General features: G+C 48.3%; 25 protein-coding genes. 6 read left to right on the plus strand and 19 right to left on the minus strand.

Annotated features, from left to right (window positions below; all coding sequences use genetic code 11):
- Nucleotides 1–151: 151 nt before the first annotated feature.
- From fliS to flgB, 15 genes are all read right to left on the minus strand, one after another.
- Entirely contained in the window at nt 152–541 is a 390-nt protein-coding gene (gene fliS, locus P3C17_RS08820) for a flagellar export chaperone FliS (RefSeq protein WP_300929082.1), read from the minus strand.
- Between the two features lie 11 nt (nt 542–552).
- The gene (gene fliD / locus P3C17_RS08825; protein ID WP_300929083.1) at nt 553–1,839 is read right to left on the minus strand and encodes a flagellar filament capping protein FliD; all 1,287 of its coding nucleotides are present in this window, start codon (nt 1,837–1,839) and stop codon (nt 553–555) included.
- 92 nt (nt 1,840–1,931) lie between these two features.
- Nucleotides 1,932–2,795 carry a flagellin gene (locus P3C17_RS08830; protein ID WP_300929084.1) on the minus strand — a complete coding sequence of 288 codons (864 nt, stop codon included), beginning with the start codon at nt 2,793–2,795 and terminating at the stop codon, nt 1,932–1,934.
- 150 nt (nt 2,796–2,945) lie between these two features.
- Complete coding sequence (locus P3C17_RS08835) at nt 2,946–3,959, minus strand: hypothetical protein (protein WP_300929085.1); 1,014 nt, start codon at nt 3,957–3,959, stop codon at nt 2,946–2,948.
- 15 nt (nt 3,960–3,974) lie between these two features.
- Nucleotides 3,975–4,871, minus strand: a complete 897-nt coding sequence (gene flgL, locus P3C17_RS08840; protein ID WP_300929086.1) for a flagellar hook-associated protein FlgL — start codon at nt 4,869–4,871, stop codon at nt 3,975–3,977.
- 10 nt (nt 4,872–4,881) lie between these two features.
- On the minus strand, nt 4,882–6,195 hold the full coding sequence (flgK, locus tag P3C17_RS08845; RefSeq protein ID WP_300929087.1) for a flagellar hook-associated protein FlgK: 1,314 nt from the start codon (nt 6,193–6,195) through the stop codon (nt 4,882–4,884).
- A gap of 2 nt (nt 6,196–6,197) precedes the next feature.
- On the minus strand, nt 6,198–6,620 hold the full coding sequence (locus P3C17_RS08850; RefSeq protein ID WP_300929088.1) for a rod-binding protein: 423 nt from the start codon (nt 6,618–6,620) through the stop codon (nt 6,198–6,200).
- Between the two features lie 17 nt (nt 6,621–6,637).
- Nucleotides 6,638–7,741 (minus strand): flagellar basal body P-ring protein FlgI, encoded by a 1,104-nt coding sequence (locus tag P3C17_RS08855; RefSeq protein WP_300929089.1) that lies wholly within the window; start codon nt 7,739–7,741, stop codon nt 6,638–6,640.
- A 10-nt stretch (nt 7,742–7,751) separates the two neighbouring features.
- Entirely contained in the window at nt 7,752–8,423 is a 672-nt protein-coding gene (gene flgH, locus P3C17_RS08860) for a flagellar basal body L-ring protein FlgH (protein WP_300929090.1), read from the minus strand.
- Nucleotides 8,424–8,433: 10 nt separating this feature from the next.
- Nucleotides 8,434–9,219: a flagellar basal-body rod protein FlgG gene (gene flgG, locus P3C17_RS08865; RefSeq protein WP_300929091.1), complete on the minus strand. Its 786-nt coding sequence runs from the start codon at nt 9,217–9,219 to the stop codon at nt 8,434–8,436.
- A gap of 13 nt (nt 9,220–9,232) precedes the next feature.
- Entirely contained in the window at nt 9,233–9,961 is a 729-nt protein-coding gene (locus P3C17_RS08870; protein WP_300929092.1) for a flagellar basal body rod protein FlgF, read from the minus strand.
- A gap of 11 nt (nt 9,962–9,972) precedes the next feature.
- Complete coding sequence (locus tag P3C17_RS08875; RefSeq protein WP_300929093.1) at nt 9,973–11,349, minus strand: flagellar hook-basal body complex protein; 1,377 nt, start codon at nt 11,347–11,349, stop codon at nt 9,973–9,975.
- An 11-nt stretch (nt 11,350–11,360) separates the two neighbouring features.
- Complete coding sequence (locus P3C17_RS08880) at nt 11,361–12,032, minus strand: flagellar hook capping FlgD N-terminal domain-containing protein (protein ID WP_300929094.1); 672 nt, start codon at nt 12,030–12,032, stop codon at nt 11,361–11,363.
- Nucleotides 12,033–12,042: 10 nt separating this feature from the next.
- Nucleotides 12,043–12,459, minus strand: a complete 417-nt coding sequence (gene flgC, locus P3C17_RS08885; protein ID WP_233009027.1) for a flagellar basal body rod protein FlgC — start codon at nt 12,457–12,459, stop codon at nt 12,043–12,045.
- A gap of 2 nt (nt 12,460–12,461) precedes the next feature.
- Complete coding sequence (flgB, locus tag P3C17_RS08890) at nt 12,462–12,836, minus strand: flagellar basal body rod protein FlgB (protein ID WP_300929095.1); 375 nt, start codon at nt 12,834–12,836, stop codon at nt 12,462–12,464.
- A gap of 78 nt (nt 12,837–12,914) precedes the next feature.
- On the opposite strand from flgB, the gene flgA reads away from it, so the two are divergent.
- The 3 genes from flgA (at nt 12,915) to flgN (ending at nt 14,476) form a co-directional block, all read left to right on the plus strand.
- On the plus strand, nt 12,915–13,679 hold the full coding sequence (gene flgA / locus P3C17_RS08895) for a flagellar basal body P-ring formation chaperone FlgA (protein WP_300929096.1): 765 nt from the start codon (nt 12,915–12,917) through the stop codon (nt 13,677–13,679).
- 78 nt (nt 13,680–13,757) lie between these two features.
- A complete protein-coding gene (flgM, locus tag P3C17_RS08900) occupies nt 13,758–14,045 on the plus strand; it encodes a flagellar biosynthesis anti-sigma factor FlgM (RefSeq protein ID WP_300929097.1) in 288 nt (95 codons plus the stop codon).
- A complete protein-coding gene (gene flgN / locus P3C17_RS08905) occupies nt 14,042–14,476 on the plus strand; it encodes a flagellar export chaperone FlgN (protein ID WP_300929098.1) in 435 nt (144 codons plus the stop codon). Before flgM ends, flgN begins: the two co-directional genes overlap by 4 nt.
- Nucleotides 14,477–14,497: 21 nt before the next feature.
- Here the strand turns inward: flgN and P3C17_RS08910 are convergent, their stop codons facing one another.
- The 4 genes from P3C17_RS08910 to P3C17_RS08925 all read right to left on the minus strand — a co-directional run bounded on the left by P3C17_RS08910 (nt 14,498) and on the right by P3C17_RS08925 (nt 18,615).
- On the minus strand, nt 14,498–15,220 hold the full coding sequence (locus tag P3C17_RS08910; RefSeq protein ID WP_300929099.1) for a copper homeostasis protein CutC: 723 nt from the start codon (nt 15,218–15,220) through the stop codon (nt 14,498–14,500).
- A 40-nt stretch (nt 15,221–15,260) separates the two neighbouring features.
- Nucleotides 15,261–16,232: a N(4)-(beta-N-acetylglucosaminyl)-L-asparaginase gene (locus P3C17_RS08915; protein WP_300929100.1), complete on the minus strand. Its 972-nt coding sequence runs from the start codon at nt 16,230–16,232 to the stop codon at nt 15,261–15,263.
- Nucleotides 16,232–17,155 carry a BadF/BadG/BcrA/BcrD ATPase family protein gene (locus tag P3C17_RS08920; RefSeq protein WP_300929101.1) on the minus strand — a complete coding sequence of 308 codons (924 nt, stop codon included), beginning with the start codon at nt 17,153–17,155 and terminating at the stop codon, nt 16,232–16,234. The genes P3C17_RS08915 and P3C17_RS08920 overlap by 1 nt, the downstream gene beginning before the upstream one ends.
- A 236-nt stretch (nt 17,156–17,391) precedes the next feature.
- Complete coding sequence (locus tag P3C17_RS08925) at nt 17,392–18,615, minus strand: acyltransferase family protein (protein WP_300929102.1); 1,224 nt, start codon at nt 18,613–18,615, stop codon at nt 17,392–17,394.
- A 123-nt stretch (nt 18,616–18,738) separates the two neighbouring features.
- On the opposite strand from P3C17_RS08925, the gene P3C17_RS08930 reads away from it, so the two are divergent.
- The 3 genes from P3C17_RS08930 to P3C17_RS08940 all read left to right on the plus strand — a co-directional run bounded on the left by P3C17_RS08930 (nt 18,739) and on the right by P3C17_RS08940 (nt 25,040).
- The gene (locus tag P3C17_RS08930; protein ID WP_300929103.1) at nt 18,739–19,623 is read left to right on the plus strand and encodes a LytTR family DNA-binding domain-containing protein; all 885 of its coding nucleotides are present in this window, start codon (nt 18,739–18,741) and stop codon (nt 19,621–19,623) included.
- Nucleotides 19,624–20,057: 434 nt separating this feature from the next.
- Entirely contained in the window at nt 20,058–23,396 is a 3,339-nt protein-coding gene (locus P3C17_RS08935; protein WP_300929104.1) for a TonB-dependent receptor, read from the plus strand.
- A gap of 102 nt (nt 23,397–23,498) precedes the next feature.
- Nucleotides 23,499–25,040: a tryptophan halogenase family protein gene (locus P3C17_RS08940; RefSeq protein ID WP_300929105.1), complete on the plus strand. Its 1,542-nt coding sequence runs from the start codon at nt 23,499–23,501 to the stop codon at nt 25,038–25,040.
- The last annotated feature ends 3 nt before the right edge of the window (nt 25,041–25,043 follow it).

Below are 25,043 nucleotides of genomic sequence, written 5' to 3' on the forward strand. Positions count from 1 at the left end.
TGATTTATAAGGAGTTAATAGGGGTTCAATCGAGAGGGAGGAAGTAAAACTTCCGCTGGGCGGAACCTGATAAAAAAATAGTTCCTCCTTAAAAATGCACAGGGGCAGAGTAAAAATTTACGCTGCCCCTGTTTGGTCGTAAAAAACCAGCTCAGGCTTTATTCAGTAAACCTTGCCAGCCTTGCTGCAGATTGGTCATCACTTCCCGCACATGCTCCAGTTCAGCGACATTATTTTTCATGCTGGCCCGTACAATGCTATGACCACAATGCTGATACAAATTGTGCATATTGGCAGCCACTTCACCGCCTTTTTCCTGATCCAGAGAGGCATCCAGACCACCGAGTATTTTTAGTAACTTCTCTACACCAGCGGCTTTTTTATCAAACCTTTTGGCCTGAATATGGCCTTCAACACGGGCCAGTTCATCCAAAAAACCATCAAATAACATCAGCACTAAACTGTGGATATCTGCGCCAGAGGCTTTTACATTGACACTGGTATTTTGATAGGCCTGATAGCCCTGAGCGAAATCTAACATAAGCGAACCTCTTAAAACTGCGACATTGAGCTTTCCAGCTGCGCCATGGTCACCTGCATTTGCGTGAACTGCGCCACATAGCGTTTGTACACCATATCCATGGAATAATCGTGCCGTTTTTGTTTTTCCGTCACCATATCCAGACTGGCCTGAATAGTTTGCTGCTTACTTTTCATCATACCGGCACGCTTGGTAAAAGGTTCTAATGAGGTTTGTAAGCCACTGAATAAACCTGAATCTCCTACCAACATAGCTTCAATTTTGGTGGGGTTATCCGCTAAGGCTTTTTCCAGCTTTTTACTGTCTACAGATAAAACACCATTCCGGTCAAACTCAATGCCGACACTGCTTAAGGTAGTTCCTTCGTACAGTTTCTGAAATGACTGGCGCAGCTGACTACTGATGCTACGCGCCATAGTGTCTGAGTTTAAGCTGGAGTCAGAACTGATTTGCTTGACCAGCGCATTGTAGCCATCGACAAACTTTTTCAGTTTTTCTTCGACAGCTTTTGGATCTTGTTCCACCTTAATCTGCACTGGCTGATCGGTGCCCAACTGTGCTTTTTTCAAATCAATGGTTACGCCTGCTATCACATCTTCCAGTTTGTTGCTGGCCGAGGTGACTGTGATCGCATTTTCAGCGCCTACCTTGACTATCGCATCCTGCGCCGCTTTTAACTGAGTAGCACCCGCAACAGCAGCAGAGATATCAGCACCTGAAGTATCAGCGCCAGGCACAAAATTCATACTGATCGCATTGGCTGCACCTGAATCTTTGCTGGTCAATACCAGATAAGACTGAGCGCCGCTGCGCACTACAGTGGCCTGCACGCCGCTGTTATCTTCGGCTTTATTAATGGCTGTGGCCAGGCCAGTTAAGCCGGCACCTGGAGATAAAGTGGATAAATCAACAGAAAAAGACTCGCCTGCAACCGTCAGTTGAAATTGACCATCAGCTGGCAAGGTATCAGTGCTGTTAAAGGCCATGGACATCTGATGATTCTGGGCTATCTGCTGGACAAAAATTTCATAATCGCCCGCTACCGCATCACTGCCTACGGTGACGCCTAACACAGTATCCAGGTTAGTACTGGCTGTGTTCGCTAATAATTCTTTGTCTTTCGTAAAGCTTTTTAGCAGGTCCTGCATACTGCTCAGCGATGTTTCCAGTTTTTTATAAGAAGAAAGCAAAGTGGAGAACCGGTTCTGCTGCGCGTTTAACACGTTATCTTTGCTCGAGCGCTCAATTTGAGTGTACTGCTGAGCCAGATAAGCGGGATCTATACTGGAATATGCCATAACGCTTTCCTGCTAAATTCAATTCGGGAAAAACCCCACTAAGCCGAAACTTAGTGGGGCGCGGTTGGAGCAATCCTTCGCCCCGGGCTCGATTAACGTAACAGCTGACTGACCATCTGAGTGGTGGTGTTCGCTGTGCTCAGTACAGAAATACCTGAGTTCAGTAACAATTGCTGTTTAGTCATGTTAGAAGTTTCTTTAGCGAAATCAGCATCCATCAGCTGGTTCTTTGCAGCACCAGTGTTTTCAGTCATGTTAGACAAGTTGTTGATGGTGTGGTCTAAACGGTTCATGCTGGCACCCAGCTTAGAACGTGCAGCACCTATGTTGTCTAAGAAGGTATTGATAGTATCGATTTCAGTACGGGCATTGGCCTGAGAAGTAGCTGAGTCAGTATCGAACGCCAGATTTAATAAATCAGTATCGACGCTGGCCTGTACATCAGTCAGTTCAGCAGTAATATCAACTTCCAGAGTTTCAGCTGAAGATGCGCCGATATGGAATTCTACAGCAGCGATAAATTTACCGTCTGTAGCGTCAAATAATTTAGTACCGCTACCAAAAGCTGTGTTGTCCATAATGTTGGCCAACTCTTCTTTTAATGCAGTGTATTCAGAATCAAAAGCAGCATATTCAGCTTCTGAGTTAGTACCGTTGGCTGCCTGAGTAGCCAGTTCTTTCATACGGTAAGCGATGTTGGTCATCTCATCAAACGCACCTTCAGCTGTTTGCAGCATAGAGTTAGCGTTGTTCGCGTTGTTGATGGCAGTTTCCTGACCCACTAACTGAGAGTTCAGACGGCTGGCAATTTGTAAACCGGCTGCATCGTCTTTTGCAGAGTTAATACGGAAACCTGTACCTAAACGCTCTAAAGCTACAGACAAACCATCGTTAGTACGGTTTAACTGGTTACGGATTGTGGTTGCAGCTGCGTTCGATTGAATTGATAAAGCCATTTGAGTTTGCTCCTATGCATGTTGCTCAAAACTATTAAGCGACCCCTGAAAGCAGGAACTGAAATTTTTTTTCAAAATAATTTTTCAAGGTAAAAAAATGGCGCTGAACCGTTACCAGCGCAGCGCCCAACTACAGGAAAGAATTGTGTATCAATCAGCTAAAGCAAACTCAACTAAACTGCGGGTGACATTGCCTTGCGCCATAATGGCAGATAAAGAGGAAGCCGCACCTTGCTGCATTTGCACTTTCAGCTCCTGGCTGACTACAGAAACCTGTTGTTCACTTTGCTGACTGTCGGCCATCCGCAACGCGTTCAGTTTAGCCACCAGCACCTGACGCTCAGACTGTACTTGTCGCAACATCTGCTGCAGTTTCTGCTGTACTTGTGTCAGCTGTGCCTGATAAGCCTGCTGGTTTTCCATCTGCTGCGCTTGCTGTGCCAATACAGTCAACTGACCTTCAGGTTTTTGCAAGCGAACCTGCACCGGATTACCAGCGGCAATACGAATACCTTCGCCCTGCATTTGCCAGGGCTGACTCAAAAGATGACTCTGGCCAGCAGCGGCACTGAAGATCAGCACAGGGCCTTGTTGTTTCAGTTCAATCTGATGTTTGGCAAATTCCTGCTGCATCATGGCGAGGTTAGCATCAGCTGACTGTCCTGCCGGAAAACTCAATTGAATTTTCTGACCGTCAGCCAAACCAATACTGAGTATCTCGGGTTGTTTGCGAGGGCTTAACAGATCGATTTTGCTGTTCAGTTGCCACTGATGCTGACCTTGGGGCTGACTGCTGAGCAGAAAATCGGCAGTCAAAGCCGTATTTTTTTGCTTTAACTGGTTTTCCAGTTGCTGCAATTGCTGACTTATTTGCTGTTTTTGCCCGCCAGACTGCGGTAAATCCAGCTGTTTTTTTAACTGATCAAGTTGCTGATACAACTGACGAATTTGCTGTTCAGCCTGTTGATTTTTTGCCAGTTGGCGTGACACGTCAGCACTGACACTCCAGCGGCTTAAAGTCTCAAGCTGCTGTTGTAAGGAACCACCGCGACTGGAGCCTGCTTTTGTGGGTTCTGTTTCGACAACCTGAGTTTTAGCAGCTTTGCCCGCAGTGTTCAGCGCCGCGACATTACTGGTCAGTTGTTTCAGGCTATCGATCAACATGGCGTAAATCCCAACTTAGAGTTGACTGAATAAACTCAGTTTTGACACTGAGCTATAGACTTTTAAAGTGGATTCATAAGACGCCAAAGCATTGTTCATTTCAATGTAAGCGGAAGGGTAATGCACAGCTGTTAAGTCGTCCCGCAGGTTTTCAGTAAACAGAGCTATGTCGGTATTCGTAAACTCCAGTGTTTCCAGTGAACTGACAATACCGCCTATTTTGGTGATAGCAGAGGTGGTATTGCCCAGCATAGTGCTGAGCTTATCCAACATAGCGCGCGACTCGGCACCAGCACCTGCGGCTGGTGGAGCTTGCAACAAGGCCACATAGTCCTGCAAATCATTCAGAAAAGTAGCACCAGGCACCAGATCGCTACCCACTATATTGGCATCAACCAGCGTATTAGATGAGACTGCTACTTTACGAACCATAGCATCACCCTGATAAATGTATTGACCAGTGCCATCCTGAATAAAAGGCGGCTGGTCAATTTCACTGCCAGCAAACAAATAATTGCCATTGCCGTCTTTTGCGTTCAGCAGATCTGCAATACCAGGCATCAGCACCGCCAGCTCATTCGCCATAGCTTTCAGTTCATCTTCACCATAAGAGCCATCAGCTGCGGCTGTGACTAAAGACTGCACGGACAACAGCAAGTTATTGATACTGCTTAACTGAGTTTCCTGCTGACTTAAACTGTAAGTCACCAATTCCATATTTTTGCCGTACTGCTCCAGCGAGGTCAGCTCAGAATCCAACCGTAACACTAAAACGCTGCCCAATGGGTCGTCCGAAGGTTTGGTGATACGTTCATTGGTGGCCATCTGCACCGACAACTGGCTGTATTTTGCACTGCTGGTTTGAATGTTCCGTATTGCCGTCTCATGGTACTGGCTGCTGCTTATCCGCATTTTATTCTCCTCAGAACATCATCATCAGGGTGTCAAACATCTGCCCGGCCGTGCTGATCACCTTGGCATTGGCTTCATACAATTGCTGGTAATACATAAGGTTGGCGGCTTCTTCATCACGATTGACACCACTGATGCTTTCGCGGGATGCGACAGCTTTATCATTCAATACCTGCGAGGTTTTCACACTGGCTTGCACTTGTTTACTCTGAATCGCCAGTTTACCAATCAGGCTGTCATAACCTGAGGCCACACCTTTCATTGAATCGATCACATTCACTAGGTTGCTGTTGTCCCCTATACCCCCTGCTGGCGCTCCGGCGACATTGCCCCGAAAAGCCAGTTTGTCCTGCGTCATCGCTGGATTCACCAAAATGCTGCCCAAAGGATCAGCAGCGTTATAGGTAAACAAAGGCACACCCGGATCATCGTTTAAATCAAAACCCATAACCAAAGCGCCATTGACCTTGTCGGCAATGTTCGTGACCAGATTATTTAATTCAGTGCGGGCCGGGTCCAGTACTTCAGATTTAACCCGCAACAAGCCACCTAAACTACCCCCGGCCGACCCTGAAATTGAAAATTGCTGATTATTAAAGGTCGATGTCACTTCTGTTCCAGCCACAGACAAGACTGCCGCTTTACCAGACATCACTAAAGGCGCACCGTTTAAGGCCGAAATGGTCATGCTGCCATTGTCTTCCGGCATCACTTCAACCTGAATATAAGCAGATAAACGATTGACCGCTTGCTCACGCGCATCCAGTAAAGTCGAAGCATCATGGCCTAAAGCAATTTCTTTGGTGATTTTCTGATTTAACTCCGCCAGCTCCTGCAGCACAGAGTTGGTATTTTCCGTCACAGCTTCCAGTTCAAACTCAAGCTTACGGACCTGGCCTGTTAAAGCACCATCCAGTTGCTGTAAATCCTGCACCATGGCATTAGCGGAAGAGATAACTTGCTGACGATAGGCTGGTGATTCAGGTGCAGACAAAGCAGCATTAAAGGCCGAATTCAATTCAGCCACTGCGTCATTCAGATTCAGCGAGTCGGTACCCAGCACTTCTTCGAGGTAACCAAGATAATCCTGATAACTTTCGTAGTAATTTAAATCCGACTGAGTACGCCAGATATCTGCATTGAGGAAGTTATCCACCACACGTTCAAACTTGGTTACTTTGACGCCATTCAGTGCACCATCATTGGTTTGTAACACTACGGTCTGACGGCTATAACCTTTCACAGCAGCGTTCGACACGTTCTGGCTGACGGCATGTAGTCCGGCGTTGGCGGCGTTGAGTCCTGAGACTCCGTTCGATAGCATACTCATTCAGTTGACTCGCTCTGACGTACAGGCACCTGAAGCGGCTGAGTTAAAGCCGGGGCACCATAATCCTGATATAAAGACTCAGCGACAGAATTAGCCTCTGGCTTAAATTTATTTTCAGCATTTTCTGTTGTGCCCGAAAATTGCCGCACTATCTGTTCAGCCAAACCACTTTTGCTGTTGCTGGCCATAGACTGTGCCATCTGACTGTCGTACATATCACGGAACATCAGTTGTTCATTGCTGCTGAACATGCCTTCATCACCCGTCAGTGCATCACTGGCTGAACGCATATTCTTCAGCACCATTTGCAAAAATAAGGTTTCAAACTGTTCAGCAACTTGCTGCAAAGACTCGCTTTGTGACTGATTTTTATCAATTTGCAGGCCAAACTGAGGGTCAAAGGCCAATTTCTGACTCATTGTATCTATCTTCATTGTTAAATCACCACCACATCAGCATCCAGTGCCCCGGCATTATCCAACGCCAATAAAATAGACATCAGCTCGGTAGGTGTTGCGCCCAGGCTATTGACCGCCTGCACTATAGTGTCGAGCGATGTGCCTTCAGGCCAGACCATCATATTGGCGTTTTGCTGAGTGACATCCACACTGCTGTTTTGCAGCGGCAAAGTTTCGCCCCGACTGAATGGCATAGGCTGGCTGGCCCCTTCCTGCTCACTGATAGTAATAGTTAAACTGCCATGACTGACGGCTGCACGTTTCACCCGCACTTCATTGCTGATCACCACAGTGCCAGTTCTGCTGTTAAACACCACCCGAGGTCGCTGTGAGCCTTCTTCGACTGTTAGATCCTGCAACATGGCCATAAAAGTAGTGCGGTTATCGGCATCTTTAGGAGCACTGATCACCAGTTTTGACCAGTTTTCTGCCCGCGCCACCGAAGGACCAAACATATCGTTAATAGCAGTCACTACATTGCGGGCGGTTTTGTAATTGGGCTTTTTCAGGTTCAATACTAAATCGCCGTCCTGCTGCAGATTTTCAATGCTGCGCTCAATAATAGCGCCACCAGGAATAATGCCGGCTGTTGGCACGTTGACTGTGACTGAGGAGCCATTTAAGCCTTCGGCCTTAATACCACCCACCACTAAGTTACCTTGCGCCAGCGCATACACTTTACCGTCTACACCCCGTAAAGGTGTCAGCATCAGACTGCCACCATGTAAACTTTTAGCATCGCCCAGCGACATAATAGTCACATCTATCGCCTGGCCCGGGCTGGCCATAGGCGGCAGGGTGGCCTGCACTGCCACCGCAGCGACGTTTTTCGATTTAGGTAAAGAGGCTTCGTCCAGCTGTACGCCAAATTGCTTCAACATATTATTCAGCGACTGGGCGGCAAATTTGATCTGGGCTTTGTCACCTGAACCGGGTAAGCCCACCACTAAACCGTAGCCAACTAACTGATTTTCCCGAACGCCCTGAATATCCACTATATCCAATAAAGGCCGTGCCGCAGCCTGACTTTGTTGGCTTAACAGCAACAACACCAGAGGTAAAATCAAACAAAAAAAACGCATAAGTCACCCGTCAGAATAAGTTCAGGTAAGAAGAAAACAGCTTGGTGATCCAGCCAGGTTCAGCCGCATCGGCCATGCTGCCTTTGCCGGCATAGGTAATACGCGCATCAGCAATACGCTGCGACGAAATACGGTTGGTGACATCAATATCATCGGGCCGCACTATGCCTTGCAGGCGAATATACTCATCCCCCTGATTCAACTTGATCCACTTCTCGCCCCGAATGGTTAAAGAGCCATTAGGTAACACTTCAGTCACCCGCACTGTGATAGCGCCTCGTAAGAAGTTCTGCTGACTGGCACTGCTTTCGCCTTCATAGTTCTGACCATTTCTCAGCTGCATAGCTAAATCAGATACGGTAGCGTTGCCAAGTAAAGGCACACCCATATTGATGTTGGTGTTGCGGTCTACTGCACTGTCGGCACTTTTACTGGACTGGGTCCGCTCGTTCAGCTCGACAGTCAGAATATCGCCAACTCTGTAGGCTCTTTTGTCTTCAAATAAAGTGAACATATAAGAGTCAGCATACAAGCTGCCCGCGCTGGCAGGTTCGGCTTGCTGGCTCACCATAGGATTAGCTGCGCCACGTTCCCAGTCAGCATCATCTGCCAAAGGACTGTCAGGTTTAGTGCTGCAAGAGGCCAGGCTAAACAGCACAAATACCAGAAGAAAACGCAGCATAGTCAGCTCCTTACATGCTTTGGCTGATAAAGTTCAGCATATCGTCGGCGGCAGTCACTACTTTGGCGTTCATTTCATAAGCCCGCTGTACGGCAATCATATTGACCATTTCATCAACCACACTGACGTTGGAACCTTCCAGTGTGTATTGCTGCAACTTGCCCAGAGCTTCTTCACCCGGTATACCCTCAACAGCTTCGCCAGAGGCTGCGGTAGCGCGATACAAATTGCCGCCCAGCACTTCGAGACCAGCCGGATTAACGAAGTTAACAGTTAAAATTTGCCCCAGCTCCTGCACTTCATCCTGACCAGCAATTTTTGCCGTCACAGTGCCGTCTGTGCCAATAGTGACCTTGGTCGCATCCGGCGGGATCGCAAGGTTTTGCGCCAGCGGCAAGCCATTGCCATTGGTAATTAAGCCATCTGAGTTCAGATGAAACTGGCCGTTGCGCGAATACAGCAATTCACCGTCTGTATTTTCAATCTGAAAAAAGCCCTGACCATCAATGGCAACATCCAGCTGGTTGCCTGTGGTTTCAGCGCTGCCTTCGGTGAAAATTTTCTGAGTGCCGTTTACCCGCACACCAGTACCGACCTGAATGCCAGAAGGCACCTGATTCAGTTCATCCGCTTGTGTTCCTGGTTGACGCTGCACCTGATAAAACAAATCTTCAAACACCACACGGTCTTTTTTAAAGCCGACTGTGTTGACGTTCGCCAGGTTGTTGGAAATAGTGGTCATGCGCATATCCTGCGCTGCTAAACCTGTTTTACTGACCCATAAAGCTGAATTCATTGTTGTTGTCCTGTTAACCGCTAATCAGTTTGTTGCCGGATACAGCCAGTTCGTCTGCTGTTTTCATCATCTTCAGATTGAGCTCAAATTGACGACTGATATTCATAGTACTGACCATCTCTTCGACGGCATTGACGTTGGAGCCTTCCAGTACGCCTGAGCGTAAACTGATATTTTCGGCCTGATCCAAAGGCTCACCATCGACAGCCCGGAATAAACCATCAGCGCCTTTCACCATCACCACATTGTCAGCATCGACCAGCTTGATACGTTCCTGCTGTTCAATCACACCGCCGCCAACAGGCAGCAGGTTTAAGGTGCCATCAGCGCTGATATCAATATCGCCAAATTCAGGCAACTGAATAGCAGCTTCGCCACCTACCACAGCAAAACCATTAACCGTCAACTCGCCATTCGCACCCACCTGCAACTCGCCGGAACGGGTATAAGCTTCATTGCCATTGGCGTCCTGTACCGCAATAAACCCTTTGTCGCTGACCGCCACATCCAAATCACGGCCGGTTTCCATCATGGCTCCGGCTTGCAGATCCGTCACAACAGGCATCAACTGCGCCTGAAAACGGGTGCGGTAGCCTTCACCCATGATTTGCAGTGATTTGGCTTGCTCCATATCGGCTTTAAAGCCAACTGTATTGACGTTCGCCAGGTTATTCGCCGTAATACGAAGTGCGGTTTGGGCTAATTCAGCGCCGGAAACTGCAGTGTGGATCAAACGTTCCATGCTTTAGCTCCTTACACTGCGTTAAACAGAACCTGCATCATTTCATCTGCAGTACTGATGGTTTTGGCATTGGCCTGATAGCTTTGCTGGAAAGACATCAAATCAACCAACTGTTTGCTGATATCCACATTCGAGCCCATATATGAGCCGGCCAGAATGGCACCAAAACTACCGGCAGCAGGAGTACCTATTAAAGCTTCACCTGATTTTTGACTGGCATACCAGGTGGTATTATTGGCGGTTTCTAAGCCTTGTGGATTGGCGAAGTTAGCCAGCGCTATCTGGCCCTGCAATTTCACTTCACCGTTAGAGAAGGTAGCGTAAACGCCGCCGTCTTCTGCCACAGCCACACCACTGAATTCACCTGAGGTATAACCATCGGCTTTGTTTTGATACAAACCAAAAGCAGAACCAAACTGAGTGGTTTTGACTAAATCCAGTTTGATCGACATGCCATCAGCACCCGTTGGGTTAAAGGCAAGGGTAATTTCTCTTAATCCGGCAGGATCAGCGACATTGTTATCTTCAGCCGGAGCAGTGGCTGGTGTGACTAGCGGAGCAAGTTGACCATCAGTGCCAAAGCTCATACGCACTACGCCAACGTTATGCACTACAGCACCAGTATCATCCAGCGCTGAAGTCAAAGTGGTCACGTCTGTGTTTTCAGGTAAACCCAGATCAGCAGCCAGCATAGGCTTGCCATCCATGTAATAGACAATATCCCATTGATTGCCACCAGCATGATTAAAATACTGGGTCAAAGTATGGCTGTTGCCTAAGGAGTCAAACACTTCACTGGACTGAGAATAATTAAAGGAAGAACCATCTTTTGGATCAAAAGACTGCGTAGCAGTAGGGGGAATTGCGGGCAAAGTTGCATAAGTCTGTTTGTGATTAATCACATCAGTGCCAGAATTCAGGTTCAGTGAAAAGTTAATATTTGTCGTGGCTTTGGCCGGAATATTACCTGCCTCAATTTTCAGGTCCGTTAAAATACCAGGAACCAGATTGCCCTGATCATCAATGCCGTAACCCTGCAATTTATCGCCATTATTGGTGACAATGCCGCGATCACTGCCGTCCATTTTAAACTGACCTGCCTGGGTGTACGCCAGACGACCATTTTCAGAGATGATAAAAAAACCTTTGCCTGTGATGGCTAAATCCAGGCTTTGGCCTGTACCCACCAGATTGCCTGCTTTTTCAAAGTTTTCACTGGTGGCGGACACATTGACACCACTGCGCTGACCGCCGCTGTATAAAGCAGAGAATTCTGTGCTGGTGGTTTTGTAGCCTGCAGTACCGGCGTTGGCAATATTGTTTGATGTCACTTCCAGTGCTTTCTGGGTCGAACTTAAGCCACTCAGGCCAATACTAAACATCGACATTATGCGGTTCCTTAACTCTGAGTTGTTTTAGACAACTGGTTGATATCAAAAAGGTAATGATTACCTAAGCCGTTGACTTGCAAGATAATGTCATCCGGGCCAGTCCCTACGGACACCCGTTCCACTTCGTTGGTCAGATAAGTCGGCACTTGTTGTTTGGTGGTATTGAGCTGCACTTCAGCCTGTACTGTGTAAGCACCTGCGTCTTGCTGCGGGAAGGCAAAACGTACTGTGCCAATAGCTGGGTTGTCTAAGGTAATCTCATCAGCCAAAGCGCCTTTGCTGTCATACAAACGCACCACCACACTGTCTACTTTGGCACCGAGGTTAATGGCACCTTCCACTTTGTCTGGTTGCTCCAGCGACAGCGTATCGGCTTTGACATCCACTTTCTGGCCGACCAGACTGGTGGCTTCCATCGCCTGCATACTTTGCATATATTTAATTTGCTGACCGGATTGGATATTCAGGTTTTCTAAACTTTCCACACTGCTGAATTCCGCCAACTGGCTGACGTACTGAGTGCCATCCATCGGATTTAGCGGGTTTTGGTGGCTGATTTGTGCCACCAAAAGCTCCAGAAACATACTGGATAAACCTGCAGCATCAGTTTTGCCATTGCTGGCGATTTGGTCGCTTTGCGCTGTATTACGTATGGGTGAGTTGTTATCTACGGCAGACATAGTCAATTCCTTATTGGCCCAGCTTCAGCAAACTTTGCTGCATGCTGGAGACCCGGTTCATCACTTCCACAGAGGTCTGGAAAGCACGGGAAGCAGACATCATGTCAGCCATTTCAGCCACAGGATTGACGTTAGAATAAAACACCATGCCATCTGCATTGGCGATAGGGCTGTTCGGCTCATACCGTTGCTCTACAGTACGGTCTGATTTCACCACACCTAAAGTTTGCACCTGAGCCGACATGGATCTGTTATCAAAATCCTGAGTGTATAAAGCGGAGAACACCGGCTTGGTAGCGCGGTAAGCTTCAGCCTCACTGGACGCTGCTGTGTCTGCGTTAGCAAGGTTAGAAGCGACAGTATCCAGACGCATCACCTGAGCCCGCATCGCACTGCCGCCTATGTCATAAATAGCGGAAAAAGACATGCTTATTCTCCCTTAATGGCTTTGTGTAAGCCGCTGATCTTCATATTCAGAAAAGTCAGGCTGGTTTGAAAATCCATACTGTTGGCAGCAAAGTTTGCCTGTTCCACACTCAACTCGGCTGTATTGCCATCGGCTGAAGGCTGAAACGGCATGCGGTATTTCAGTTCAGCCCGCACATCAGCTGAGTTCATACTGGCGCCATAAGGGCTGGTTAAATCGGATTCGATATTTTGCAAAATGCTTTGGTAATCCAAATCCCTCGCCTTAAAACCCGGTGTGTCGACATTGGCCAGATTGCCTGAGATAATCTCGGCTCTGTCGAGGCGAAGTTGCAGTGAAAACGGATGTACACCTAAAGCTTTGTTAAAAAATTCCATCTGAGTGCCCTGTGAATGCAGCAGTAGTGAGGTGGGAAGTACAAGCTTTATGCCATCATTAAAAGGCTATTAAATTTAATGACTTACACTAATACCATTGCAAAAGAAGCACCAAGAGCGGAAGCCTTACTTCCGCTACGGAAGTGGTTATTTTTCCTCCTGTTGTGTTTCCCGGCCAGCACTTTTGCCACCACAGCACTGGAGCAACAGATCCGCTCCCATATCAGCGCTGAAGTGCAAAGTTTCGCGCGCCAGCTCGGTGCAGAGGGCAAAATCAAACAAGAAGTGGAACTCACTTTGCCTGGAGGTCTGGACAAACAAGGCCGCTGTAACCAACTGGTTATCAGCCGCAGTAACAGCCAAAAAGCGCCCTGGGGTCGTGTCAGTTACAGCCTGAATTGCAAAGATAAACCCAGCTGGCAAAGCCGTGCTACAGCCAGGGTCAGAATCTGGTTGCCTGTGGTAGTAGCCAATCAGGCGATTGAAAAAAACCAACTGTTAACGGACGCTATGCTGGGCACCCGCCTGACTGAACTCAGCCAATCCAAACTCAGTGTGGAGCTGAAAGTTGCCGCTTTAATCGGCATGCAGACCAAACGCCGAATTCAGGCCGGGCAAGTGATCAGCCGCCATCTGCTGGAACACAAACTGTTAGTCGAAAAAGGCAGCCATGTACTGATCCGGGTGCAAGCGGAAGGCTTTGAAGCCAGTACCAAAGGAGTGGCTTTGGAAGACGGTCAGTTGGGTCAGCGCATTAAAGTACAAAATTTAAGTTCTGGCATAGTGCTGGAAGCCGATGTAGTGGCTGAAGCGACAGTACAAAGTATTTTTAAATCACATTAAAGTTTCTTTCAGAAGCTGTCGCTTAACAAAGGTAACAGCAGAATTTCGGATCATTATCCGGGTAACCAGGTAACTATCATGGTAAAAATTGATCAATACAGTCAGGTTCAGCCCCTGATCAAAACCGATCAGCAAGGCCAGAGCAGTCAGAGTAAAACCACAACAGTAGTGGTTCCGGCCACTGAAGCTCAAGCCTCGATCAGCAGCACCACCCAAGCAGTGCAGCAAGCGTTTGAACAGTTGCAGCAACAAAGTGAAGTAGATCCAGAAAAAGTGGCCAAAATTAAACTGGCGCTGGCTGAAGGTTCATTGCAACTGGATGATGATGTGTTAGCTCAGGCTATGCTGGATTTTCATAAAAAATGAATCAGACAGCGCTGAGACAAATCATCAGTACACTGCAACAGGACGCTGAACTCTTGCTGCAACTGAGCCCGCTATTGCAAAAACAATATGTGCTGATGAATTTGCGCAAAAGTGCTGAGCTGGAACAACTGAATCAACAAGCTTCAGTGTTATTGGAACTGCTGCAGCAAAATGCAACAGAGCGTCACAGCGCCATGGCGTCTTTACAACTCCAACCTACCAGCCAGGGCTTCGACCGTTTACTGTCGATACTGCCGGAAAAAATCCGCGATGCCAGTCAACAACTGCTCGACAAAGTGCAGCGCCACACTGAACTCTGCCAACAGTTAAATCAGAAAAATGGTGAATTGCTGGCCCAGCAACGCCAGTTGATGCAAAACCTGTTGGGCATGGAAAGCAAAACCAGCTACCCGGATATGCCACTGGGTTAAACCAGTCGGATCACTGCACTGTTAGCGGCAAAGCCGGAGCATAGCGGCCACTTTTTGCGGGTCTACCTTGCCCTGACTAAGCACGGCTGAATAACTGTGCACGGACCAGAGTTTGTCTGCTGGTTTTAAGCTATCCACTATTCTGGCCAGATTGCCGGAGTGAACGCCTCCACCCACCACCAGTTCAATACGGCCTGCGGCCTGAATTTTTAATTGCTGTAAACGCTCAAGGCCATGCATCACACCTAAATCGCTGCCCCATAAAGTACCAGCACTCAGCACTCTGTCGACCCCAACATCGATCAGTTGTTCCAGCGCCTGCTGCTGCTCCGCAATAGCATCAAAAGCCCGGTGAAACGTCACCTGCAGCCCCAGCTTTTTAGCCTGACTCACCAGCAGTTCCAGCGAAGCTAAATCCAGGCATCGCTGTGCATTTAATGCCCCCAGCACTACACCATTAGCCCCTGAGTCTGCGGCCTGACTAATAGCTTGCTGCATAGCCGCCAACTCAGTTTTAGTCTGAATTTGATCGTCTTTGCGAAACCTCACCATGACCAGTAAGCCGGGGACAGTTGCAAAAGCCTGACGCGCTTTTTGCATAGCCAGCACTGTTGGCGTCATGCCTTGTTGCTGCATATCAGCGCAGAGCTCAATACGGCTGGCACCGCCTTGCAATGCAGCGTCGACATTGGCGTCCAGTTGCTGCAGGTCGTCGGCGTTAATACAGATTTCCAGCTGCGTCATGCTAAAACTTCCTGCGTATTCTGCCTGACAGAGCGCCACATCAGGCTTTGGCTCCGAGCAGGCTTTTGCCATCAATCAGCGTGCTACCCGCTTTGGTTTGTACCGCATAATTAAAGCCAGGCTGAATGCCATAAGCGCCATACTGGCCCTGCTTATTTAACGCAAGAAAGCCAACCTGAAACTGCGCATAATCCCCCAGTTTTTGGGCAATACGCAGTACCGCCTGTTTGCAGGCTTCTTCAGGACTCGCGCCCTGACGCATCAGTTCGACCACCAGATGGCTACCGACTGTTTTGATCATCAGTTCGCCCATGCCTGTGGCCGTAGCGGCACCAATATCATTATCCACATACAAACCAGCGCCAATCAGTGGCGAATCGCCGACCCGGCCATGCATTTTGTACGCAGCACCACTGGTGGTACAAGCGCCACTTAAATTGCCGGCAGCGTCCATCGCCAGCATGCCAATGGTGTCGTGATTTTCGATATTAATTTGCTGAATTTTTTGATCTTTTAACCAGGCTTTCCAGTCGGCTTCAGATTCAGCGGTCAGCAGATTTTCTTCTTTAAAACCCTGCTGCAATGCAAACTGTTTTGCGCCTTCGCCGACCAGCATCACGTGAGGTGTTTTTTCCATCACCAGCCGGGCTACCGAAATCGGGTGTTTAATATTCTGCAGAAAGGCCACTGAACCGCAGTTCATATGCTCGTCCATAATGCAGGCATCCAGTGTGACTATTCCGTCCCGATCCGGATAACCGCCATAACCTACAGTCCGCACTTTAGGGTCGGCTTCAGGCACCCGCACTCCGGTTTCCACCGCATCCAAAGCCCGTCCACCTTTGGCCAGTACTTGCCAGGCGGCTTCATTGGCAGCCAAACCATGTTCCCAGGTAGAAACCACTATGGCTTCGGGTTGTTTTTTAGCTGCCGCAAAAGCTGGTGTTGCTTTTGTCAGGCCTGCCATACCTAAGAGTGCAGATAATTTCAGAAAATCACGTCTTGAGCGCATTAGTTTTCCTTAGCAACACGCAGCGCCGCCTGATGCGACTGTCTGGCAAATAAAATGGCGCCTTGCTCGGGTGAAGAGAAAGCAGGAGTGATACAGACCGACAATTGCGGATCCAACCAGGGCTTAATACGTTCAGAGATACTCCCTATCATCGACACGCAGGACACCTGAGTGCTCAGAAGTTTGCGGATCAGCTGATTGATAAAAGCAGCGCCATGCTGAATAAAAGACAAACACACTTTATCGCCCAGATCGGCCAGCTCAAACACCAGTGGTGCCAGCTTGGCATAATCAGTGGCAGATGCGTTGATATACTGCTCTGCTAATGCTGTGGCCGTTTTATCTTTTAGCAAAATAGAAGTTAGCTTGGTGGGCAAACCTACGCCATCAGCATCAAGTAATACGGCTTTCACCGCTTCAAGGCCAAACCATGCTCCGCTGCAGGTCGCATTTATCGGAAAACCATAACCGCCAATTTGGGTGAGTTGGCCCTGATGGGCAGCTAAAGAGCTAAAACCAGTCCCCAGAATAATCACTGCCCCATCCAGCCCCTGATGGGCTCCTGTTGCGGCTACGTGTAAATCTGTGGTCAGGTACAAGGCTTTAAACGGATGTTGCCACTGCTGCATCGCCTGTTGCATCGAGGGTAAATGTAAACCAGCCAGGCCAGCTCCAACAATCAGTTGGTTTTTTTCCGCAGGAGTCAAGCCCGCCTGTAACAAGGCTTGATCAGTTGCAGCGAGAATAGACTGGATAGCTTGTTCTGTACCGTAAACAGGATTGGCTGGTCCGCCAAGACCCTCGCCAAGTAAAAGGCCGGCATCGTCCTGCAACATCACGCGGCAATGGCTGCCCCCACCGTCTATTCCCAGATACCAGGTCTTGCTTGCTGTCTGTTCGGTGGATGCAACTCTATCAGTCATGTTGTGTGTGTTCCTTCTGAGTTCAGGGCTGAAACAGCCTAATCAGGTTATTTTTATAAACAACGGCCAGTTGTGCACTGGCCACCTTGTCAGACTTAGCTATCCGACCTGTCAGCTCAATCTAAACAAGCCGCATCAGGGTATCATCCCCTTCATACTTGGTGTTATTGATTCGATAAGTGGTCAAGGCAAAACAGGCCCATTTCAAATACTCTGGCTGCAGCTTAGGCCTTTTTTCAGCTTACAGGCCTTGTCACTGATAATGGCTCAGTGGAGTTTGAATTCTGAATGCTCTGACGGGCTTTGCCCAGCCCAAAACACCAACCTAATAAAGCAACACGGCGTATTAGTTCATAGCCCAAATAACAACCTGCTACAGTCAAAGCCAACAACAATGGAAACTCTGCAATTGCAGGTATAGCCAAAGGTTTTAACCAGGCCGCAAACAGAATAATTAATGTTTGGTGCAAAATATACCAGGGCAGCACAGCATCGTTGCAGTACCTTAACAGCGGGCTATTTGTTTTTGCCAGATAAGCTCCGGCATAACCCAATACTGCCAGTAACCACAGCCAATGATTAATCACCAGTACAGAACCAAACAGCATATTATGCAGCGTTTCACTATTTGTCGGGCCTGAGTAATAGTCAAAAACATCATTGCGCTCAGCAATAATAAGGCAGTAACAGCACAGAGCTATCACCAGCCATACCCTTCTGTTTGCTACCAGTTGTTGCCACCACAGATCCTGCCGCGCCAATAAAAAACCCGCAATAAACACCAGAAAGTATTTAGCATGGTTATACCAATCATCGACTAAGGCATGAGTGCTTGGAAAATCCGCCTTTAACATCCACCAGGCCCATAACATCAGACCAAAAACCAGTGCCAAAGCATACCGGCCTTGCAGCTGCTGCAACCAGCCTGCTTGTGATACTACATTCAGCAGCGGATAACACAACAACACCAGCAGGCTGTAACACCATAAATACGGAATAAACCAGGCATGGTTCCAGGTCAGTAAGCCAATAGGGCTATGATGATCGGGCAATAAGTCGGTAACAGGATTGACATACTGCCACCAGAACTGCAGATAACCCGGCTGGATCAGTTGCTGGCTTAAGGCCTCATAATAAACTTGCGGTACCACCACCACAAACATAGTGAACAGCAAAGGGATCAATAAACGCTTGGAACGTAGCCTTAATAGTTTCAATCGACTGATACGTGGCAAAACTAAACTCAGCGCCATACCGGCCAGTAAAAACAACAAGGACATACGCCATGGATTGGTCAGAATCATCAGCTCCTGCAGTCCGGTAAAGGTTTGCTCACTTTTAATATGCCAACCCCAATCGGCAACATAATACATCCCAATGTGGTACAAAATCAGTATTGCAAAAGCGAGAGTGCGTAACCAATCCAGTTCATATCGACGGCCTGTGTCAGTTCGTGTCATGCTAATAATCCTCTGCGGTAGGGTGTTGTATTTGATTCTGTCCGCTGCGAACGCCAGCGCACAGCGCTGAATAGGTTTGTGGTGGAATTGAGGGATAAGAGGTGGCTGGTGGGGACGAACGCTGTGGCTAAAAACTGGTTTGAAAAATTTGAGCACCACAAGGTGCTGTATAGCTATCTGCTTTTTGCTTTGTATTTGTTGATCAACAACAGTATTAACGCCAGCTCAGTCTGGATGGAGCACCAGAGGGATGCTCTTTCTACCCTGCAATGGTGGGAGCCTTTAGTCTGGGAATACAGTAGCGCCATAGGTACTTTGATGCTGACTCCGTTTTTAGTCTGGTTTTTTAACAAAGTGCCACCCCGTTTTAATGCTATAGGCTTACAATTATCACTGCATTTTGTCGCCAGTTTATTGTTTTGTATTGGCCATGTCAGCCTGATGGTAGCGCTGCGGAAGCTGGTGTATGGGCTACTCGGCAGAGGCTATGATTTTGGCCCTTTAGCCCGTGAGTTCTTCTATGAATACCGCAAAGATGTCTGGGGTTATTTGTTTTTATTTGCGCTCTTTCATCTCGCGCAGTTTGTCTATCGCCGCTTAAAAGGTGACGCCATGCTGATTGGTGCTGAGCAAAACGAAGACAGCATAGCAACCAGCCACAACAACTCCCCACCCGAACATTTTCTGGTACGTAAACTGGATAAAGAATTTCTGGTGAAAGTGGACGATATCGACTGGCTGGAGTCATCCGGTAACTATGTCAATTTACACAGCAAAGGCCGTATTTACCCGCTGCGCGCTACCCTTGCCAAAACTATTGAAACACTGCAACACAAAGGCTTTAGCCGTATTCACCGCAGTTTTGCGGTCAACCATCATGCCATTCACAGCATCAGTTACGACCCCAGCGGCGATGGTGAAATTCTACTTAACAGCGGCGAACGGCTGAGTTTATCCAGGCGTTTTAAAGATGAATTCAGGGGGCGCTTTCAAAGCAGACCGCAATAATCTGCGCCCCAATCCGCTACTCAGCCTGTAGTCACGTATTTCATTCAAGCCCGGGAAAAGCGGCTTGCACCACCAAGTACCTAAAGGTGCAACGCAGACCAAAACTTTGACCCGGGCTTAGCCAAGCATCTGTTTTTACTCATCTATTGACAAACCCCATCTGCACCAGATTAATGCATCACTGCTCAAAAAAGGTGCGAATTCTGTTTTCGCTATTTCGTTTTTTCGGAGACGGTTTGACGTCCAGACTCACACGACTCAGTATCAACTTGGGCAGCTATGACGATAAATAACGGTATAAAAAGCGGTACGTTAGCCTAGAAGTGCAGGAAATAATAATAGCTGGCAAACAGCGCCACAGGGACAGACGGGGGAGAAAACTGACTGCTGTTGGGTGGCAAGATAAAGACAAAAACAAAAAGGGGAGAGTGCTGATGGCACCGACAAAAAGTGTAATACACAAAAGGTCTGACAGGCCCATATTCAGAAAGTCGCTGCTGGCGATGGCCATAGTGGGAATGTCGGTTTCTGTTCAGGCGCAGGAAACAGACAAAACAGCTGAGCAGGAAGCAGTCAAAGAAGGGGTGGAGATCATAGAGGTGAAAGGCACCAGAGCGAACCTGCAAAGCGCTCAGAATGTCAAACGTCTGGCTGATACGGTAGTAGATGGTATTTCCGCAGAGGATATCGGCGTACTGCCGGATCGTAGCGTGCTGGAAGCTATACAAAGGGTTCCTGGCGTGTCGATAGAACGTTTCGCCGGCCCTGACGACCCGGATCATTTCAGTGTGGAAGGTAGCGGCGCCATTATTCGGGGTATGACGCAAACCCGCAGTGAGTTTAATGGTCGTGATTCTTTTACCGCCAACTCTGGACGTGGCTTATCCTTTCAGGACGTATCACCTGAGTTAATGGGTGGTGTGGATATCTATAAAAACCAGACTGCCGATATGATTGAAGGCGGTATTGGTGGCACAGTCAGTTTGAGAACCAGAAAGCCTTTTGATGCAAGCAGCCGCTTGTTTTCCATTAGCGGCGACTATTCTTATGGCGATTTGGCAGAAAAAGGCAGCCCCACCCTGTCCGCTATTTTTAGCGACAGATATCAGCTTGATGGTGGCAGCGAATTTGGCTTTTTGATAAACGCCGCACATTCTCAGCAGTATGGCGAGTCTCATGGTATTCAGTCTGATGCTTATGTGCCATTCTACGCCAATACTCTGCCCGGTGCGGAAGATTTTGTTGGAGCAGATGGCAACGGTACAGTCTGGTTACCCAACGCATCCAACTTACTGAAAAAATTTGATGACCGTGAACGTACTGGTATGTCAACGGCTTTGCAGTGGCAAAACAGCGATGACAGCTTCCTTGGTACTTTTCAATATATTCGCTCCGACTCACGTTTATCCTGGCATGAGCAGGCGGTGAAATATCAAGGGGGCTACTACAGCATAGACAATCGTCGTACCCGTCCGCTTGAAGGTACAGAGTTTGAGTTCGACGACAAGGGCTTGTTTGAATCCGGTATTATCACTCAGGGTGTCGACGGCTGGCGCGCCGCTGACGGCAACGCTGACAGAGTGCCAAGAGCATGGGGAGACAATGCCCGCAACCAGTTTGGTTATATGACGCAGTTTGATAGCAGGGTCAAAGATACTGAAACTCTGGTTGAAGATTTCTCGCTGAATTTCAAATGGAAACCGAATGAGCGCCTGGAATTAACCAGCGACTTCCAGGTGGTGAAGGCTGAAACCAGTGACGATGACGTAGTAGTCCATACCGGCGCTTTTGCTGGTCAGGCTTATGATGTTACAGGCAGCACTCCTACTATGTCGTTAATTGACCCCTGGTTTGGTTATCGTGATGCCAATCCGGATTTATTTGCCACTGGTTATCCTGGCTTTAGCGGTGATCCGGCGGGAGATAGTAATTACTTCCAGGATCCAAGCTCCTATTTGCTGCGCAGTGCCATGGATCACTATGAACGCTCAGAGGGCGATTCTTTTGCCACTCGTTTGGACGCGACTTACCATCTGGAAAACAAAGGCATTATGACCTCCATTCAGGCTGGTATTCGTTATGCCAAACGTGAGCAAACAGTTCGGACTACCAGCTGGAACTGGGGCGCTTTAGCACCAGAGTTCAGTAGCGCTGCTCCCGCTGGCTGGCTGGATACGCTGGAAGGCTCAGCGACAGATTTTGAGCTGGTCGATTGGTCAGATTTCCATGGTGGCGGCATAGCCAATATACCGGGTAACCAGACCATACATGCCACTGAAGCTTATGTCCGTTCTATTATGGGAGCAAATCCAACCCGACAGCCATTCCAATCCGCTGGCGGCAGTTGGACTCCTTATCCACAACGCGCTGGTGTGGACTCAGAATTTGGCATTTTCACACCAGGTGAAGTCAATGACACCACTGAAACCAACAAAGCCGTGTATTTCCGACTGAATTTCGAAGGAGATGGCGAACTGCGTTATGGTGGTAACATTGGTTTACGCTATGTGGTACTGGACCGTGAGGCCAATGGTTTTGTCACTTTCCCGGATCTGCTACCGGATTTTCTGCCACCAGAATCACTGCGAAACCAACAGCTGACTCAACCTGTGGTGCTGGATTACCTGAATCAGCAGATAGCAGCAGGTACTTATGCTGATCTGGAGGCTGCACTGGAAGCTCCTGAAAATCGCTGGGCGGGCGACCCGATCAACTACCTGCCAGACAACGACAGGGCCTTTGGTAATGACAGCGAACAGCGCCTGACAGCGGAAACTAAGTTCACGATGCTGCTGCCCAGCTTCAACATTAAAGTGGAGCTGACGGACGAATTGGTATCACGTTTTGCCTTTTCTAAAGCAGTCGCTTTACCGGATATGGGTGATGTGCAAAACAGAGTGACTTTAGGCAATGAATCTGTGCAGTCGGTGCGGCCTATTAGCGTTATTGACCCGGATAATCCGCCTCCACCACAGGATAATATGATAGAGCGCGCCTTTGTACCTGCCTGGACAGGCAGTGGTGGCAACCCCTACCTGAAACCTATGGAGTCAGTGCAGTACGACATTTCTTTGGAATGGTATTTCGCTGATGTGGGTCAGTTAAGTGCCACTTTGTTCCACAAAGAATTGAAAAATTACTTTGTGCAAGGTGCATTCCCGCAATCCATGACGAACCCTGACACCGGAGTAACACAGACCTCACTCATTAGCACCACAACTAATGGGGGCGATGGCAAAATGGATGGTTTAGAACTGTCTTATCAACAGTTTTATGACATGTTGCCTGAACCCTGGAATGGTTTAGGTATGCAAGCCAGCTTTACTTATATAGATGCCAGTGGTGTACCCAATAACACCGTAGACATTGAAGATGAAAGTTGGAATGGAGATGAAAATACAGATACAGGCATACGGGTGAACTTAGACAATGTGCCTTTACAGGGGCAGTCTGATCGCACCTTTAACCTGGTGGCTATGTATGAAAAAGGCAAATGGAGCTCGCGCCTGGCATACAACTGGCGCTCCAAGTACCTGTTAACAACCAGGGATGTGATCAGTAAAGCACCACTTTGGTATGACGACAGCGGTCAGTTGGATGGCTCAGTGTTTTACAACATGACAGATAATTTCAGCATAGGTTTGCAGGCGACTAACCTGACAAACTCACAATCAGAAACCCTGATGCTGCTGAATGATGAAGGCCTGGAAGCGGGTCGTTCATGGTTTGTTGCTGACCGTCGTATCGCTTTAGTGATGCGTGGCAACTTCTAAAGTTGCTACTCAGTAGAGCGATGAGGTTGTAGTATTCAAGGTGCACTTTGGTGGCTAACGCCAAAGTGCACCTTGTTATGCAGGAGCTATACATTAGTCATTATGGAAGCTAAACAACGTATTATTATTTTGGGTGGTGGCACTGCGGGTTGGATGACAGCAGCGGCATTATCCAGATATTTACCCCAAAATCGTTACAGTATTCAACTGATTGAATCGGCTCAGATAGGTACTGTTGGTGTGGGTGAAGCCACTATTCCGCATATCCGCCAGTTTAACCAGTGGGTTGRCCTGGACGAGACTGAGTTTATGCAGGCCACAGGGGCTAGTTATAAACTGGCTATCCGTTTTCGTGGTTGGGGTCAGGCAAACAGCGATTATTACCACCCTTTTGGTTTAAGTGGTGAGGATTTATATGGCCTGCCTTTTCATCAACACTGGCTCTGGTTACAGCAGCAAAAAGCAGCCACACTAAAAGATTATGGTCAGTACTCGCTCGCCGTACTAATGGCACAACAAGGCAAGTTCAGTCGTCCAGTTGCCGATTTGAAAGACCCCGCTTCTGCTTTTAACTACGCCTATCATCTGGATGCAACTCTGTATGCCGCTTTGTTACGTCAGCATTCAATCACTCAGGGCGTCGAGTGGCTGGATGGCAAAGTCACGGCTGTGACACAACATAACAACGGTGATATTGCTCAACTGATATTGGAAGATGGCCGGCAGATAGATGGCGATCTTTTTATCGATTGTTCAGGTTTCAGCGCCTTGCTGATCGATAAAACGCTCCAGACTGGTTATGACAACTGGCAGCATTGGCTGCCTTGCGACAAGGCTTTGGCGGTACCCAGCGAGAAAGACCCAACCCCACCTTCTTACACCAGCTCAAAAGCTATAGCTGCAGGTTGGCAATGGCGTATTCCATTGCAACACCGCACCGGCAACGGTGTGGTGTATTGCAGCTCTTACCTGACTGACAGCGCCGCAGAGCAGGAATTAATGGCAGGCTTAGAGGAGCGAGCTTTAGCCCCAGCCAGAGCCCTTCAGTTTGTTACAGGGCGACGCAAACAAAGCTGGGTTAAAAATTGTATTGCGATAGGCTTATCCTCTGGTTTCCTTGAACCACTGGAGTCCACCAGTTTATATCTGGTGCAAATTGCCATTGAAAACCTGCTGCAGTATTTCCCATCCAACCCGGTAGGAGATATAGAGCGTGAGCTGTTTAACCAGAAAATGCAGCTTGAATATCTGCGGGTGCGCGACTTATTAATACTGCATTACAAGCTAAATTCCAGACCCGAACCTTTTTGGCAATATTGCGCCCAGATGGCGATACCTGACAGTCTGACGCAGCGACTGGAGATGTTTAAGGAAACTGGCCATCTGCTGGAATACCGGCAAGGGCTGTTTCAGCCTGCCAGCTGGCTGGCACTTTATCTGGGCCAGGGCCTGCAACCACAACAACTGGATGCCCGCCTTGGCGCTTTGGATCCAAACCAGTTGCAGTCCTGGTTCAGCAGCTATCAGCACCAGCTGCAACATTTGGTGAGCGCTATGCCAGACCACCATCAGGTATTGCAGCATACTGAACTGGCAGGTGCCGCAGTTGCACCCGCCTTTAGTTTGTACGGACACAGGGGGTAAAAG

It is taken from the genome of Rheinheimera sp. 1928-s, from assembly GCF_029269265.1.
GTDB lineage: Bacteria > Pseudomonadota > Gammaproteobacteria > Enterobacterales > Alteromonadaceae > Pararheinheimera.

Coding starts and splice junctions, on each gene's coding strand:
- P3C17_RS08850 (WP_300929088.1), bottom strand. CDS start 6,620: ATGAGTCAGAAATTGGCCTTTGACCCTCAGTTTGGCCTGCAAATTGAT.
- flgL (WP_300929086.1), bottom strand. CDS start 4,871: ATGCGGATAAGCAGCAGCCAGTACCATGAGACGGCAATACGGAACATT.
- P3C17_RS08880 (WP_300929094.1), bottom strand. CDS start 12,032: ATGTCTGCCGTAGATAACAACTCACCCATACGTAATACAGCGCAAAGC.
- P3C17_RS08870 (WP_300929092.1), bottom strand. CDS start 9,961: ATGGAACGTTTGATCCACACTGCAGTTTCCGGCGCTGAATTAGCCCAA.
- flgK (WP_300929087.1), bottom strand. CDS start 6,195: ATGCTATCGAACGGAGTCTCAGGACTCAACGCCGCCAACGCCGGACTA.
- P3C17_RS08875 (WP_300929093.1), bottom strand. CDS start 11,349: ATGTCGATGTTTAGTATTGGCCTGAGTGGCTTAAGTTCGACCCAGAAA.
- P3C17_RS08915 (WP_300929100.1), bottom strand. CDS start 16,232: ATGCGCTCAAGACGTGATTTTCTGAAATTATCTGCACTCTTAGGTATG.
- flgH (WP_300929090.1), bottom strand. CDS start 8,423: ATGCTGCGTTTTCTTCTGGTATTTGTGCTGTTTAGCCTGGCCTCTTGC.
- flgN (WP_300929098.1), top strand. CDS start 14,042: ATGAATCAGACAGCGCTGAGACAAATCATCAGTACACTGCAACAGGAC.
- P3C17_RS08835 (WP_300929085.1), bottom strand. CDS start 3,959: ATGTTGATCGATAGCCTGAAACAACTGACCAGTAATGTCGCGGCGCTG.
- flgB (WP_300929095.1), bottom strand. CDS start 12,836: ATGGAATTTTTTAACAAAGCTTTAGGTGTACATCCGTTTTCACTGCAA.
- flgA (WP_300929096.1), top strand. CDS start 12,915: ATGACTTACACTAATACCATTGCAAAAGAAGCACCAAGAGCGGAAGCC.
- flgM (WP_300929097.1), top strand. CDS start 13,758: ATGGTAAAAATTGATCAATACAGTCAGGTTCAGCCCCTGATCAAAACC.
- P3C17_RS08925 (WP_300929102.1), bottom strand. CDS start 18,615: ATGACACGAACTGACACAGGCCGTCGATATGAACTGGATTGGTTACGC.
- flgG (WP_300929091.1), bottom strand. CDS start 9,219: ATGAATTCAGCTTTATGGGTCAGTAAAACAGGTTTAGCAGCGCAGGAT.
- P3C17_RS08855 (WP_300929089.1), bottom strand. CDS start 7,741: ATGCGTTTTTTTTGTTTGATTTTACCTCTGGTGTTGTTGCTGTTAAGC.
- P3C17_RS08920 (WP_300929101.1), bottom strand. CDS start 17,155: ATGACTGATAGAGTTGCATCCACCGAACAGACAGCAAGCAAGACCTGG.
- P3C17_RS08830 (WP_300929084.1), bottom strand. CDS start 2,795: ATGGCTTTATCAATTCAATCGAACGCAGCTGCAACCACAATCCGTAAC.
- fliD (WP_300929083.1), bottom strand. CDS start 1,839: ATGGCATATTCCAGTATAGATCCCGCTTATCTGGCTCAGCAGTACACT.
- P3C17_RS08910 (WP_300929099.1), bottom strand. CDS start 15,220: ATGACGCAGCTGGAAATCTGTATTAACGCCGACGACCTGCAGCAACTG.
- flgC (WP_233009027.1), bottom strand. CDS start 12,459: ATGTCTTTTTCCGCTATTTATGACATAGGCGGCAGTGCGATGCGGGCT.
- P3C17_RS08935 (WP_300929104.1), top strand. CDS start 20,058: ATGGCACCGACAAAAAGTGTAATACACAAAAGGTCTGACAGGCCCATA.
- fliS (WP_300929082.1), bottom strand. CDS start 541: ATGTTAGATTTCGCTCAGGGCTATCAGGCCTATCAAAATACCAGTGTC.